The organism is Desulfuromonas soudanensis (assembly GCF_001278055.1).
Lineage (GTDB): Bacteria > Desulfobacterota > Desulfuromonadia > Desulfuromonadales > WTL > Deferrimonas > Deferrimonas soudanensis.
Genome location: NZ_CP010802.1, coordinates 3848409 through 3862370 on the forward strand (window position 1 = coordinate 3848409; position 13962 = coordinate 3862370).

The 13962-nt window shown below is 56.5% G+C and carries 15 protein-coding genes; 12 read left to right on the forward strand and 3 right to left on the reverse strand.

The annotated features are described in order from the left end of the window. The 8 genes from istA to DSOUD_RS17155 all read left to right on the forward strand — a co-directional run bounded on the left by istA (position 1) and on the right by DSOUD_RS17155 (position 8806). On the forward strand, positions 1-1299 hold the full coding sequence (istA, locus tag DSOUD_RS17120; RefSeq protein WP_053551154.1) for an IS21 family transposase: 1299 nt from the start codon (positions 1-3) through the stop codon (positions 1297-1299). 19 nt (positions 1300-1318) lie between these two features. Then, positions 1319-2080 carry an IS21-like element helper ATPase IstB gene (istB, locus tag DSOUD_RS17125; protein ID WP_423739492.1) on the forward strand — a complete coding sequence of 254 codons (762 nt, stop codon included), beginning with the start codon at positions 1319-1321 and terminating at the stop codon, positions 2078-2080. A 105-nt stretch (positions 2081-2185) separates the two neighbouring features. After that, a complete protein-coding gene (locus DSOUD_RS17130) occupies positions 2186-2827 on the forward strand; it encodes a tyrosine-type recombinase/integrase (protein WP_269745876.1) in 642 nt (213 codons plus the stop codon). Next, positions 2824-3858, forward strand: a complete 1035-nt coding sequence (locus tag DSOUD_RS17135) for a tyrosine-type recombinase/integrase (protein ID WP_053550355.1) — start codon at positions 2824-2826, stop codon at positions 3856-3858. The genes DSOUD_RS17130 and DSOUD_RS17135 overlap by 4 nt, the downstream gene beginning before the upstream one ends. Before the next feature lie 66 nt (positions 3859-3924). Further along, the gene (locus DSOUD_RS17140; RefSeq protein ID WP_232426468.1) at positions 3925-4407 is read left to right on the forward strand and encodes a transposase; all 483 of its coding nucleotides are present in this window, start codon (positions 3925-3927) and stop codon (positions 4405-4407) included. A 117-nt stretch (positions 4408-4524) separates the two neighbouring features. After that, positions 4525-5637, forward strand: coding sequence for a HEAT repeat domain-containing protein (locus DSOUD_RS17145; protein ID WP_053552141.1), 1113 nt, complete (start codon positions 4525-4527; stop codon positions 5635-5637). Positions 5638-6411: 774 nt separating this feature from the next. Then, entirely contained in the window at positions 6412-6690 is a 279-nt protein-coding gene (locus DSOUD_RS17150) for a hypothetical protein (RefSeq protein WP_053552142.1), read from the forward strand. 1369 nt (positions 6691-8059) lie between these two features. Next, positions 8060-8806, forward strand: coding sequence for an SAM-dependent methyltransferase (locus DSOUD_RS17155; protein WP_053552143.1), 747 nt, complete (start codon positions 8060-8062; stop codon positions 8804-8806). A 198-nt stretch (positions 8807-9004) separates the two neighbouring features. Here the strand turns inward: DSOUD_RS17155 and DSOUD_RS17160 are convergent, their stop codons facing one another. Next, the gene (locus DSOUD_RS17160; RefSeq protein ID WP_198300336.1) at positions 9005-10771 is read right to left on the reverse strand and encodes a MopE-related protein; all 1767 of its coding nucleotides are present in this window, start codon (positions 10769-10771) and stop codon (positions 9005-9007) included. Between the two features lie 17 nt (positions 10772-10788). After that, on the reverse strand, positions 10789-10992 hold the full coding sequence (locus DSOUD_RS18750; protein ID WP_198300337.1) for a hypothetical protein: 204 nt from the start codon (positions 10990-10992) through the stop codon (positions 10789-10791). Between the two features lie 380 nt (positions 10993-11372). Between DSOUD_RS18750 and DSOUD_RS17165 the strand changes: the two genes are divergently transcribed. Both DSOUD_RS17165 and DSOUD_RS17170 read left to right on the forward strand, forming a co-directional pair. Beyond that, the gene (locus DSOUD_RS17165; protein WP_053552145.1) at positions 11373-11777 is read left to right on the forward strand and encodes a MauE/DoxX family redox-associated membrane protein; all 405 of its coding nucleotides are present in this window, start codon (positions 11373-11375) and stop codon (positions 11775-11777) included. A 369-nt stretch (positions 11778-12146) separates the two neighbouring features. Continuing rightward, positions 12147-12401, forward strand: coding sequence for a hypothetical protein (locus DSOUD_RS17170; RefSeq protein WP_053552146.1), 255 nt, complete (start codon positions 12147-12149; stop codon positions 12399-12401). Between the two features lie 57 nt (positions 12402-12458). Here DSOUD_RS17170 and DSOUD_RS17175 read toward each other — a convergent pair whose 3' ends face one another. Next, positions 12459-12752: a c-type cytochrome gene (locus DSOUD_RS17175; RefSeq protein ID WP_157671916.1), complete on the reverse strand. Its 294-nt coding sequence runs from the start codon at positions 12750-12752 to the stop codon at positions 12459-12461. Positions 12753-13216: 464 nt separating this feature from the next. On the opposite strand from DSOUD_RS17175, the gene DSOUD_RS17180 reads away from it, so the two are divergent. Both DSOUD_RS17180 and DSOUD_RS17185 read left to right on the forward strand, forming a co-directional pair. Further along, positions 13217-13621: a hypothetical protein gene (locus DSOUD_RS17180; protein ID WP_053552148.1), complete on the forward strand. Its 405-nt coding sequence runs from the start codon at positions 13217-13219 to the stop codon at positions 13619-13621. 84 nt (positions 13622-13705) lie between these two features. Then, on the forward strand, positions 13706-13918 hold the full coding sequence (locus tag DSOUD_RS17185; RefSeq protein ID WP_053552149.1) for a hypothetical protein: 213 nt from the start codon (positions 13706-13708) through the stop codon (positions 13916-13918). Positions 13919-13962: the final 44 nt, after the last annotated feature.

Below are 13962 nucleotides of genomic sequence, written 5' to 3' on the forward strand. Positions count from 1 at the left end.
ATGAAGCAAGACGAAAGCGAACAGATTTTGCACAATCACCTTCAGCAGACTTCAATGCTGGAGGTGCAAATGGTCCACAGGGACAAGTATGGTGCAATCCGGGAACTTGCCGAGCAGGGGATTGCCAAAAAGGCCATTTCCAGGGCGCTGGGGTTGGATATCAAAACCGTGCGCAAGTACCTTGAACAGGAGCAATGGGTCTCCTATCGGAGAGAACCTGCCACCCGGACGGTTCTTTCTGGCTTCGAGGACTGGATCAAAAACCGAGCGTCGGAAGTTGATTACAATGCCTCCGTGCTGTTCCGCGAGGCTAAGCTGCTGGGCTATCCGGGAGGGTACGAGACACTCAAGCGTTTTGTCCGTCCCCTGCGAACCGAGCAGCGAAAGATCGCCGAGGCCACGCTACGCTTCGAAACACCACCAGGGCAGCAGGGGCAGGTCGATTGGGGCAGTAGCGCTGTTTGGCTCGGTGAACAGAGAGTCCGACTGCATTTTTTCATCCTGACCCTGGGGTATTCGCGCCGGCCCTTCGCCCGGGCTTTTGTCGATGAGAAGATGGCCAGTTTTCTAGCCGGGCACGAAGCGTCATTCGCCTGGTTCGGGGGCCGCCCTCGAGAATTGCTCTATGACAACCCGCGCACCGCGGTGCTTAGACGTGAAGGCGGCCAGGTGATTCTGAACGGGACCTTTGCTGATTTCGTTGCCCATTATGGCTTTCGCCCGCGCTTCTGCAAGCCGTACCGCGCCCGCACTAAGGGAAAGGTGGAGTCAGGGGTCAAATACCTCAAGAGGAACTTTCTGGCTGGTCGCCGGTTCCTGGATCTCGCGCATCTCAATCGGGAGTTGGAGCGGTGGCTGACGGAAGTTGCTGACCTGCGCATCCACGGTACTACCGGCGAGAGACCGATCGACCGCTTCGCCCATGAAAGTCTGGTGGAAATCAGCGCCGTGCCACCCTACCGCCTGGAGACGGTCGTCACCCGAGTGGTTCCTCCCGATGTTCTGGTGAACTTCAGCGGCAACCGCTACTCGGTTCCCTGGAGGTATGTCGGCGAAACCGTTGAAGTCCAGGTGCGCGGCAGCGAGGTGCTGCTTCTCTTCCGGGGGGAGCCGATTGCTTGTCATTCCAAGCTCGCAGGCTCCGGACAACGGTGTATCGACCCGGCACACTTGCAAGGCCTGTTTCGCAACCCCTGCGAGCGCCCGGCTCCCCATCCGCCGCGTTTTGATCCGCAGTGGCCCGGTGACGACGTGATGATCCGGGACTTGGCAATCTATGACCAAGTTGCCGGGCTTTAGGGAGGTGACGATGACACAGATAACAGACCTCTCCGATGGCTTAAAACAACTGAAGCTGCAGCGTCTCTCCGATCAGATTGATGGTTATCTGCAGGATGCCGCCAAGCAGCAGTGGGGCTATGACGAGTTCCTGCGGCAACTGATCGATGCGGAATTGGCATCCAAGCAGGATAAACGCACCGAGATGGGCACGCGCATGGCGCGTTTTCCCTTCGTCAAGACACTGGAATCCTTCGAATTCGCCTATCAACCGTCCATCGACGCCAAGCGCATCAAGGAACTGTCCTGCTGCCGCTGGGTGGCCAACGGCGAGAACATCCTGCTGCTGGGGCCACCCGGGGTAGGTAAAACCCATTTGGCCGTTGGCTTGGGGATTGAGGCTATTCGCCGCGGTTACCGAACGCTCTTTATCGGAGCCCAGGCTCTGATCGCCAGTCTTGCCCGTGCACACAATGAAAACCGGCTGGAGGACAAACTCAAGCAATACTGCCAGCCCAAACTGCTGATCATCGACGAGATCGGCTACATCCCTATTGATCGGCTGGGCGCCAATCTCTTCTTCCAGCTCATATCCCGCCGCTATGAGAAGGGGGCCATGATCATGACCTCAAACCAGCCCTACTCGAATTGGGGCGAAATCTTCGGCGATCAGGTCATCGCCAGCGCCATTCTAGACCGGGTGCTTCATCATGCCATTTCGATCAGCATCAAAGGTGAGAGCTACCGGCTAAAAGAGAAACTCAAAGCCGGCCTCCTGTCCAAACAGGCGGCAAGAGAATAACCCGAGGGGGGAATTTTCGATGACCGAAAAGGGGGAATTTTCAAAGACCATTGACATCCCGAACCCATAAGGGTCATTGCCTCGCAGGCGGCTCATCAGCCGTACATCTACAACCAGAGGGAAGTCGGCGCCTTGCTGGCCGCCGCCGCGGAATTGCGGCCGCCGGGCTCCCTGCGGCCACTCACCTACCGGACACTCCTCGGCCTGCTCTACAGCACGGGCATCCGTATCGGGGAAGCATTGGCCCTGAACCTGGAGAACTTTCTCTGCGCCGAAGAGCGGCTCTACATCGTCGAGGGCAAGTTCCGCAAGGCCCGCTGGGTGCCTTTGAGCACGACCACCTGCCAGGCGTTGCAGCAATATCTGGACAGACGCCTTCGCATCAAGCCGCGCTCGCCGGACTCCCCGCTGCTGCTGAATCAACGATCCCGGCGCTTGCATCATGTCACGGTCAACCTTACCTTTCGGCAGTTGCTGCGCCGCTGCGCCATCCCCCACAACGAGCACGCCGGCCCCCGCATCCACGACCTGCGACACACCTTTGCCGTTCACAGGCTGCTGGCCTGGTATCGAGACGGGCAGGATGTAAACGCGCGGCTGCCTTGGCTGGCAACCTATCTGGGACATGTGGATATCCATTCCACCCAGGTCTACCTTCGGGCCACGCCGGAGCTGACCGAAGAGGTGGCCCGGCGCTTCCACGATTACTACCTCCAACAGATCCAAACCAACGGAGGACAGTCATGAAACAGTTGCTGGCCAAGTTCATGAAACCCTTCTTCAGCCACTACCTGCCGATCCAGAAAGGCCTCGCGACCAATACCCTGCTGGCGTACCGCGACGCGATCAAGCTGCTGTTGTGCTTTGCTGCGGACACCCTGCGCAAGAGCGCCGACGAGTTGAGCGTCGAAGAGATCGACGAAGCGCTTGTGTTGGCGTTCCTCGATCATCTTGAAAACGTTCGCGGCTGCACGCCGCGAACCCGTAATGCCCGATTGGCGGCCATCCGTGTCTTCTTCGGTTTCATCGCCCGAGAGGAGCCGGTCTTGCTGCTCCAGTGCCAGAGGATTCGCACCATCCCTCTGAAACGTACGCAGCACAAGACGGTCAAGTACATGGAGCAGGACGAGATGCAGGCGCTGCTCGATGCGGTGAATGTCAATGCACGCACCGCCGCGCGCGACAAGGCTTTGCTGCTCCTGCTCTACAACACCGGGGCTCGCGTCAGTGAAATTGTGGGCATCAAAATCCCAGATCTGCGCCTGCAGGGTGCCACCGCTCAGATCTCGCTTCTGGGCAAGGGTAAAAAGCACCGCAGCTGTCCGCTGTGGCCCGAAATGGCACAAGCCCTTCAGGCTTACCTCAAAGTTCGCAATCCCCATGATCCGGCCGCTGAGCAGCTCTTCCTCAACGCCAACGGAGTTCCCATCACCCGTTTCGGCATTCGCCAAATCCTGAGCAAATATGCGGCCTCAGCCCGGAATCAATGCCCATCGATGAGGAGCAGGGCCGTAAATCCACACACTATCAGGCATACCACGGCCATGCATCTGCTGCGGGCCGGCAACGATATCAATATGGTCAGTTATTGGTTGGGGCACGCCGACATCAACACCACGCATGTCTACGTCGAAATCGATATGGACATGAAACGGAGAATGCTCGAAAAAACAACAGCACCGGTCGTCAGCCACGACCTGCCATGGCAGAAGCCCGACGTCTTGCAGTGGCTCGCTGCGCTCGAAAAATCACCTAAATTATGTGCAGTAAAACCTTGATCTGGGGTAGAGAATGAGGGAGTGTCCAGAAATGAACTTCACATAAGTTCGCGCTTCACATAACACGTGCATCTGATCGCCGTTCCCAAGGAAGAAGAGGGACTGAAGCTGGCCATTGGTGAAACCCACCGCCGTTACTCGCGGCGAATCAATTTTCGCATGGGCTGGCGCGGGCATCTCTGGCAAGGGCGGTTTGCCTCTTGCCCGATGGATGAACGCTATCTTCTTGCCGCCGCACGTTACGTCGAGAGGAATCCCGTGGAAGCCGGCATCGTCAACTCTCCAGGCGCTTATCTCTGGAGCAGCGCCCGCCATTACCTGGGGCAGCATATCGATCCGCTGATACAGCAGTCGCCGCTGTGCGCCATGGTGGATGATTGGCAGACTTTTCTGTCTTGCGATGTGGATGCCGAGAGCAGGGCGGCGATCGGCCGAGCAGAGAGATCCGGGCGGCCTTTGGGTGATGCGGATTTCATTTTCAAACTGGAAGAAATGCTTGGCCGAGGGTTGCGGAGGAGAAAGCCGGGGCCCAAGGCAGACGGGAATTAAGTGCGGTGTCCCCGGAATTAAGACCTGAAGGTTTCGAAAATTCGTGACTAGGGATAATTCAGCCCCTGTGATGATGCTTTTTCTACAGACTCGTTGGGCGCTAAAGGAGAAGATGAAATGAAGCGATATTTTGCCGTTGCTATCGCACTGTTATTGATGGGTGTCATGCCTCTATCTGCCATCCCAGCCAACACGGCCAGCGATATATTGGCCAAGATTGAAGTCATGGCGACAAGTGAAGGGGATATTGATCCGTCACTTAGCAAAACTGTCACGGAAGATGTTGGTAAATATTCGGCGGACATCTCAGCGGACCTTCTCCCAAAAATCAGCAATAAGAATCTTAGCGACAGACAGTTGGCGGTATATGTCTGGGCATTGGGGTTGACGAAAAATCCATCAGCGGCAACCTCTGTCCAGGGACTTTACCGCCAGAGCAAGTCGGAGCTTGTTAAGGGCAACTGTCTGCGTGCCCTTGTAATGATCGGTGGCAAGCCATCGGAGGATTTTCTGCTATCGGAATTGCGTGGCACATCGGACAAAGAGGGGCGATTTGATCTGTTGAATTTGTTGGGCCAGATGCAATGTGATGCCGCCTTGCCAGCAGCAGAAGAAATTCTCAAGCAAGATCCGATGACGTATTACTGGCAGTCGATTTTTGTCTTCGGGAAAATGGGCGACCGCGCAATTCCTTTTTTGGTCGAGCGTATCAACAGCAAGGACCGCAATGTGCGCGCAAATGCAATAAATGTTTTGGGCCAATGGCTCATCGCCCCAGAAGCTGCACCCAACATGGAAAGTCGCTACTGGGTCGAAGATGACATCGAACTGAAAGGCACGATCTTGAGTTCTCTGGAAAAAACTATTCCGGACTTGGCGAAGATGAAGAGTGTTTTCGACCAAATTGTGACAAAAGAAAAAAACGATCAGCTTTTGGCGTTTTCACGCGAGACTCTGAACAACATGGAAATGATGAAGACTGCCATTGCAGATTTTGCCAAGAAGAAAAAATCGTCGGCCGAAGTTTTCCAGAGCGAATATGCAAAATTGTTCAACTCCGCTGGCAAAGAAGGGAATTATGAGGCAATTGGTGTTTACAGTACGAAAAATGACGAACAAAAGTTGAAAGCCCTGCGCGAGAGAATCCTCCAACGCGATTCAGACGAGGCATTTTACGACTATCAGAAAATCAACGACATCATCATTCGAAACCGCTTGGCAGCCATTTGAACGCCTAACACTTATCAGGCCCGGCCGTCAATAGGTAAAATACCCCGCGTACGAAAAAGATTGATCTCCTTCGTTCCTTGAAAAGCGACTGATCAACCCAGGGTCATCCGGTTCCTGACTTGGGATTACTTCTGGCTGCAGACGAATTCTGCTCCAAACACTTATCGAGGCTCTTGATGCAGGGGCTCTGGTTTCGAGTCCTCCCTGCCGCCTGGAATCACGCACGTACCCTCATGCCGTCCCATTCAAAAAATCGTGGCCCATCCTCTTCGATGGCCGCAGTCAGGTGCGGGATCGGGGGAGGGGCAGAATCCGGCGATGATCCAAGGGGCCAGCGCAGGTGGGCGCTGCCGATCTTCTTGCCGCTGTGGCCGTAGGATTTGCCGTTTAAGTCATGGGCTTAATTCAGGGACAAGACCCGGGGGTCGCGGCCCCCGACGCCGCCCTACTCTTTTGTAAAGCGATAAGGGCCTGTAGGAAAATAACATGACCATCTTGCATCTCATCTTCGGGCCATCTTTGGTCGCAGCTCAATCGCAGCAACCGAATCTGACCCAAATCTGAGCGCAATATTGGCCATCTTATTTTCCCACAGGCCCTAAAGAGTAGGCAGAAAAGCGCTTGACCTGCGGTCGGCATGGGTCGTAACGGATCGGGAAGCAATCTCCATTTGATGCAGAGACGTCCCGCACGACGGCTCAACCACCGGGTGCCCCTGCCAACGGCAGTGCAATCACCGCCGCTCCCGCGAACATTTTGTTGAGGGGCTTCTTGTTGAAAAGCAAAACCGGGAAAAACAAGGACGAATCCTCGATCGCAGTTGCCGTGGATTCTCTCTTTGCTCCTGGCTTTTCAAACCAGAAGCCCTTTACTGAAAAGTTGATGCAACCCCTGCAAACGGAAAACCGGCAACCTGGAATCGAAGCTGAGGTACAAGACAACACCGACCGACTCTTAGCACCTCAGCAATTAACTGAACCAACCCTCCAAGCCATGCCCACCGCAGGAGAGGCCACTTTTTGCCTACTTTTTGGGGGCCTGGCGAAAAAGTAGGTCGCCTGTAGGGGCGAGTCCCGACGGTTTTATCCCGGCACCATAACGAATTTGGAGCTTGTGCTGCAGCAAGCAAAAATCAGTGCGAAGGTCATGGGCTTAATTCAAGGACAAGACCCGGGGGTCGCGGCCCCCGACGCCGCCCTACTCTTTTGTAAAGCGACTAAAGAGTAGGCAGAAAAGCGCTTGACCTGCGGTCGGCATGGGTCGTAACGGATCGGGAAGCAATGTCCCTTTGATGCAGAGACGTCCGGCGCGGCGGCTCGACCACCGGGTGCCCTGGCCCACGGCAGTGCGATCACCGTCGCTGCCGCGGGCATTTTGTTGAGGGGCTTCTGGTTGAAAATCAAAACCGGTAAAAACAAGGACGAATCCTAGATCGCAGTGGCCGTGGATTCTCTCTTTGCTCCTGGCCTTTCAAACCAGAAGCCCTTTACTAAAATGTTGATACAACCCCTGCAAACGGAAAACCGGCAACCTGGAATCGAAGCTGAGGTACAAGACAACACCGACCGCCTCTTAGCACCTCAGCAATTAACGAACCAACCCTCCAAGCCATGCCCTCCGCAGGAGAGGCCACTTTTTGCCTACTTTTTGGGGGCCTGGCGAAAAAGTAGGTCGGCTGTCGGGGCGAGTCCCGACGGTTTTATCACGGCACCATAACGAATCTGGAACTTGGGCTGCAGCAAGCAAAAATCAGTGCGAAGGTCATGGGCTTAATTCAAGGACAAGACCCGGGGGTCGCGGCCCCCGACGCCGCCCTACTCTTTTGTAAAGCGACTAAAGAGTAGGCAGAAAAGCGCTTGACCTGCGGTCGGCATGGGTCGTAACGGATCGGGAAGCAATGTCCCTTTGATGCAGAGACGTCCGGCGCGGCGGCTCGACCACCGGGTGCCCTGGCCCACGGCAGTGCGATCACCGTCGCTGCCGCGGGCATTTTGTTGAGGGGCTTCTGGTTGAAAATCAAAACCGGTAAAAACAAGGACGAATCCTAGATCGCAGTGGCCGTGGATTCTCTCTTTGCTCCTGGCCTTTCAAACCAGAAGCCCTTTACTAAAATGTTGATACAACCCCTGCAAACGGAAAACCGGCAACCTGGAATCGAAGCTGAGGTACAAGACAACACCGACCGACTCTTAGCACCTCAGCAATTTACTGAACAAACCCTCCAAGCCATGCCCACCGCAGGTGCCAGGCACTTTTTGCTTACTTTTTTGTTGCCGTCTGGACAAAAAGTAAGGCGCCTGTCGGGGCGCGACCCGACGGTCTTATCTCGGGAGTTCCGGGGACACCTCACTTAATTGAGACATCCATGAATTAAGTGCGGTGTCCCCGGAATTCCTCCACACCAGTAAGGAGATTTTCCACAGTGGACATCCCGCGAATATTCAATATCACTGAAAGTGCTCACCGCATCCACAACCCGATCACACCCGAGAAGCTCGCCACTCTCGGCGCGGCGCTGCGTCTGGAATCGGGGGCCCGCGTGCTCGACCTCGGCAGCGGTTCGGGGGAGATGCTGTGCACCTGGGCACGCGATCACGGTGTCATCGGCACCGGCATCGACATGAGCCAGTTGTTCACCGAGCAAGCCAAGCGACGTGCTGAAGAACTCGGCGTCGCCGATCGAGTCAAGTTCATCCATGGCGACGCTGCCGGCTATGTCTCTGACGAGAAGGCCGATGTAGTAGCCTGTGTCGGTGCCACCTGGATCGGCGGGGGCGTTGGAGGCACTATCGAGCTTCTGGCGCGGAGCTTGCGCACCGGAGGGATCATCCTCATCGGCGAGCCCTACTGGCGGCAGTCACCGCCGACGGAAGCTGTTGCCAAGGGGTGTCTTGCCAACTCAATCTCTGACTTTCTCATCCTTCCCGAACTTCTCGCGTCTTTCGGCCACCTTGGCTATGACGTCGTTGAAATGGTTCTGGCTGACCAAGACGGCTGGGACAGATACGAGGCAGCTAAATGGCTCACCATGCGCCGATGGCTTGAAGCCAATCCCGACGACGAGCTCGCCAAAGAGGTTCGAGCCGAACTGACTTCGGAACCCGAGCGCTACGCCGCCTACACGCGTGAATACCTGGGCTGGGGTGTGTTCGCGCTGATGCCACGGTGAAGCGCGATGGAGTTCCGGGGACACCGCACTTAATTGAGACATCCATGAATTAAGTGTGGTGTCCCCGGAATTACCTAAAAAAGAAGGGCGAACCCATGTTCGCCCTTCTTCCGTTACGCTCTTGCCTCACAAAATCCGCCGCGATCGCCGGCATGACCCGGCACACTCACCCGGTACAGCCTGGTCGCGACGCACCGGTCATTCTGCCAGCTTAATGGCGACATTATTGAGATAGTGCACCAGCAGATCTCCGGTTGCAGCACTGAACTCCTTTCCGCTTTTCGCCGAAACAAAGTGGGCCGCGGCCTCCATGATATTTGACGCCGAAACGGCATTACCCTTTTCATGCTGCGCCGTGGCATTGTTGATCTTGGTACGGATGACCGTCGCCATCTGCGGATCAAGCGCTCCCTGCACCTGCAACGAATTCACCAGCATGATCGAACCGACCAGGCTGTCGATGCACCCGTTGGAGTCGGCATCGAACATTGATGAGTTTTCGTTCGGGCACTTGTCCTGGCAGATCAGAATGCCGTCACCGTCGCTGTCGTCTTCATCCGTCAAGCCGTTACAGTCGTTGTCCAGCCGGTCGCATATCTCCCTGGCGCCGGGATAGACGGAAGCGCGTGAATCGTTGCAATCCTGGGGGGTGTCCCACCCGTCGCCATCGCTGTCGACTTCGCAGACGTCGTCGATCCCGTCGCCGTCCGCATCCAGTTGCGACGCGTTGTTGACATCCGGGCAATTGTCGCAGCGATCGCCGACGCCGTCGCCATCTCTATCCAGCTGATCCGGGTTCACACTGTCCGGGCAGTTGTCGCAGACATCCCCGCGGGTATCCGTGTCGGCATCGAGTTGTGCCGGGTTGAACACGTCCGGGCAGTTGTCCTGAGCGTAAGCGATCCCGTCGTTGTCCAGATCCGAATCCTCTTCGGGTGCGGGAGGGGGGATAACAACCAGGGAATAGGGTTTTTCTGCCACGGGAAACGCCTTGAGCACGCTGCGGAAGGTCAGGCTGTGCGGGTCGATGTCGTAGACGTAGACCTCTTTCGAGTAAAAGCCGGTGACAATCGCGCGTTTCCCGTCCGGGTCGATGGCGATGTCGTACAGTGCCGTGCCCGTGGCGGTGAACGTGGTGCTGAAGGTGCCGCTGTTCAGGGCGATCCGGGACAGACCTCCGCCGCCCTGATGGACGACGTATGCCTGCGTGCCATCGGGGGTAAACGCGATCGCGCTCGGGGTAAAGGCGACCTTGATCGGCGTCCCCACGGCTTTGAGTGTCGCAAGATCGATAACCGTGATATTCGCGCTGCCCTGATTAACGACAAACGCCAGCGCGTCGTCAGGGGTGATGGCCACGGCAACCGGTACGCGCCCGACGGGGATGGTGGCGACGACGGCATTGCTTGCCGTATCGATGACAGAAACGGAATCGCCCCTGTAGTTGCAGACCAGGAGACGCGAACCATCCGCCTGAACGGCCAAGGTGAAAGGGTCGGGACCTACGCCACCGATTTCTGCAACTTCGGCGAATGTGGCCGTATCCAGAACCCGGATCCGATCCGACTGGAAATCGCTGACATACAGTTTCGTGCCGTCAGGAGTAACCGCCACGTCCATCAGCGCCCCCCCCAGTACCTTTCTGTCGAGCGGCACGTGATTCAGCGCGTCGAACGCATCAACCGTCCCGGCACCGAAAGAGGCGACATAAACCTTCTCGCCATTCGGGGCCAAGGCCATCCCCTCCGGGAACACGCCCGTACCGTAGATGCCGAGCACCTCGCCGCTCTCCAGATTGAGGATGGTGATCGTTCCCGCATCCTTGTTGCCCAGATAGGCCATCGGATCAGCCATGACCGGCACCTGCCATGCCAGCACCGTGACAACGGCCAGAATAATGCCAAGCAGAATTTTCTTCCGCGGCCCCGCCATTCCCTCATGAAAACCTTGTGCTTCAGACTTCATAAGCCCCCCTGCTCTAATTACGGTGCAATCGTCAACAAAATCCGATCCGGCAATCGCCAGCCCAACAAAAAAACCACCCCTTCCAGGGTGGCTCGCATCCCCCAACTTTGACGACCGGTGCCCATGAACCGGGCGCCACGACCAACGTCGAAAATATACACACATTTATAAAAACCGTCAAATGTTTTCGCATTTCGGGTAGAGGAGAGAGCAGGTTTCACCCTGCACTCCCTCATCAAATGCCACAGCCGGGTCGGATCAGCCCAAGTAGTCGAAAATAGGCCAAAAACCATTGAATTGATGCACTGTTCCGGGCCTTAAAGGGCCCATTTTGGCTATAAAATGCCGTTTCTAGGGGGAGGGGGAAATGCCACGCGCATGTCGCAACTTTTTGCCCTCTACTCGTCGCGGCGTTCTTCTTGCTCCCGATGCCGCGAAGAACAGCGACCGAAAGCCGTACCTGATTCGAATCAACCCCCTCTCCCCTCTCCCCTCTCCCCTCTCCCCTCTCCCTTCTCCCTTGCCCCTTGCCTCCTTCCCAGACCGGGATAGACTGGAATTATCCTCACAGCCCCCCACCAGGGGAGGAAAAGGAGATCCCGTGAACCCCTTCGCGTACAACTCCCGCCGCTTCTTCCTCTTCGGCATGCGCTTTTTCTTCGGGACCTGGTTCCTCTACGTCGGCCTGACAAAATGGCTCCTCATCGGCCCCGAGGCCTTCGTCGGCCTCATCACCACCGACTTCGACAAGACCTGGTCGCCGCACCTTTTGAACGTCTTCCTCGCCTGGCTGATCCTGATCGCCGAGCCCCTCCTGGCCCTCCTCCTGCTCTCCGGCAAAAGTCCGCGGCGGGCATGGACGCTGACGGCCCTCCTCATGTTCCTTTTGACCCTCGGCCAGACGATCCTCATGAAGCCCGAGGTGGTCGGCAACTGGCAGTTCCTGGTCCTCACCCTGGCCTGCGCGGCCCTGAGCGACCCAAAATTCGAACACGCCAACAATTGAAACCGTCCTTGATCTGAACGGTTACGAAGGGAAAAAGAACTCCTTCTGTATACGGGCTTGTCCAATCTCGGATCCCAGTGTGGCTGAGGCTCCTTTCGAGATGAAAGCCCCCGAAAAGAGGGGCATCCTGTTCTGGAACTTCATTTTTTGCTTCGGTGAGGAAATGCGAGAGCCAGAGGCGCTACGCAGGAGGCGGCGAATTTTCTGGGGGGAAAGTGCTAAAATGTAGTCAGTGGGAAGGAAAAGAGGGAACCTGTCGCGGACCGTCGTTCCAACCGATACGACTCTGAGTGGGCGATGAAATCCGGCAGTTCCAAGGTGCCTGAATAATTCGAAGAAAAGCTATCTCTTTCAGGAATGGAGGTGACGATGAAAGGCTTGCTGATCGAGGATGAAATCCGCTGGCTCGACCGCTGGTCGGCGAATCTGGGAGCGCATCTGAAAACGAGAGACAGCAGCAACAACCTGCTTATCTTCGATGGCAAATACGGCAGGGAGGAGATTCTCGCCCTGATTGCCGAGGCCCCGCAGGATGTTTATCGGATCATCGACCTGGAGGAGGCTCCGGAGGAGGATTGCGATTTCATGGCCGATTCCGGTATCTGTTACCGTAAACTTAACTGACCTGGGCACAGCCTCTCTTCAGGCAGGGCAGAACCGGGAGGGGAAGGGACGGCGGGCTCAGTTCCCGCGAGGGATGGCCAGGGCTTGGACGATCGCCTGGAGTTCAGCGTCGGAGAGAACCTTGAGGTGGTTCATGATGGCGAAGTGGCGAATCGCCGAACGAACCCGCACCAGGCTGCGACCGGCTTTGGTTGATTTCCCCAGCGGTTTGTGGCAGTCGGCGCAGTAGCTGGCATAGAGGGCCGCGCCCTCGGGGGCCAAGGCCTCTTCGGCCGCAGAGTCGAGGGGAGTAAGCAGAAGCAAGGCCAGAACCATGCCGCAAAGAAGAACGAGTGACGGAAGCTGTTTCATGTCGGACACCGAAGATTCATGACGCCGTTGGCAAAGAACTAAAATTGAACCTTTTTTATCCTTCACCCCCGCAACTGTCAACTTAACTTATTTTCTATTTGGACCTCGTCCCCCCGGAGGAAGGATTTTGGGGGTCGCATTCCTGATGAAAACGGATCAAACCTGCCTTACCGTTCACATCTGTTCACCTTCAGAGTGACGGTTCTGTGAAATATCCTCCCCTCCGGTATCTTTTACTCCGGGGAAGGTGTATGATGGCAAAGTATTCACCCACCCCAACCGCCCCTCTCAATTCACCGTCGCCCCTCAATCCGTATGGAGATGCCGTTACGGAGGGGAGAATTCCCAGGGTCCCGCGGCGATTTTCCAGCTCATGCGTTGCCGAGCCGGCCCCGTCGATTCCAGCGGTTTCCCTGGTATTGCCGGGCCATCTTTGGCCTCGCCCCAAAAAAGGGAGTACTGCCATGAAAAGCGCCACGCTTTCGCCCGGTGCCCAAATCGAAGCCCGCTGCACCAAATGCCGCAAAAATACCGACCACATCGTCGTCACCCTGACCGAAGAGGGCCCCGACGAGGTGCAATGCTCCAGTTGCAGTCGCCAGCACAAGTTTCGCCCCCCCACGGCGGCAAAAAAACCGGCCGTGCGGCGAACCGTCAACCCCAAGGACACCGAGAGAAAAGAATGGGAAGTTCTGCGGCCGAACATGAACTGCGATAAAGCGACGGACTATTCCATGACCGATGCCTACAAGGTCAAGGCCCTGATAAACCATCCGCTTTTCGGCCTCGGTCTTGTCCAGCGCGTCGTCGGCTCGCAAAAGGTCGAAGTCCTCTTCGAGGATGGCAAGAAAACGATGCGCTGCAAATAATTCTGACCGACCCGACGGCCGGCTTCCCTCTGCGGAGGGGACCGGAGCTTGGGTTTGCCAGAGAACAGATGGAAAGAGATGAGAATGAAAATCTGCGATCTTTGTGAAGAGCAATCGAAAAAAACACGGAACGGGAAGCCCCATGAATATCTGTCCAAAGTGGACGAAGCGCGTATTTTCAAAGGGGACAATCCCCGTGGTTTTGAAGAGCAGGATTTTCAATGCCTGACCTGCCAGGCGAAGTTCACCAGGAGTACCGACAAGAATGATCTGGCCTGGACTCTGTGGCAGGGATAGCGCACGGGCCTTCGGCTCAAGGGTTGCGAAATAATAAAGGGGGG

Coding starts and splice junctions, on each gene's coding strand:
- istA (WP_053551154.1), top strand. CDS start 1: ATGAAGCAAGACGAAAGCGAACAGATTTTGCACAATCACCTTCAGCAG.
- DSOUD_RS17135 (WP_053550355.1), top strand. CDS start 2,824: ATGAAACAGTTGCTGGCCAAGTTCATGAAACCCTTCTTCAGCCACTAC.
- DSOUD_RS17145 (WP_053552141.1), top strand. CDS start 4,525: ATGAAGCGATATTTTGCCGTTGCTATCGCACTGTTATTGATGGGTGTC.
- DSOUD_RS17160 (WP_198300336.1), bottom strand. CDS start 10,771: ATGAAGTCTGAAGCACAAGGTTTTCATGAGGGAATGGCGGGGCCGCGG.
- DSOUD_RS17170 (WP_053552146.1), top strand. CDS start 12,147: ATGAAAGGCTTGCTGATCGAGGATGAAATCCGCTGGCTCGACCGCTGG.
- DSOUD_RS17175 (WP_157671916.1), bottom strand. CDS start 12,752: ATGAAACAGCTTCCGTCACTCGTTCTTCTTTGCGGCATGGTTCTGGCC.
- DSOUD_RS17180 (WP_053552148.1), top strand. CDS start 13,217: ATGAAAAGCGCCACGCTTTCGCCCGGTGCCCAAATCGAAGCCCGCTGC.
- DSOUD_RS17185 (WP_053552149.1), top strand. CDS start 13,706: ATGAAAATCTGCGATCTTTGTGAAGAGCAATCGAAAAAAACACGGAAC.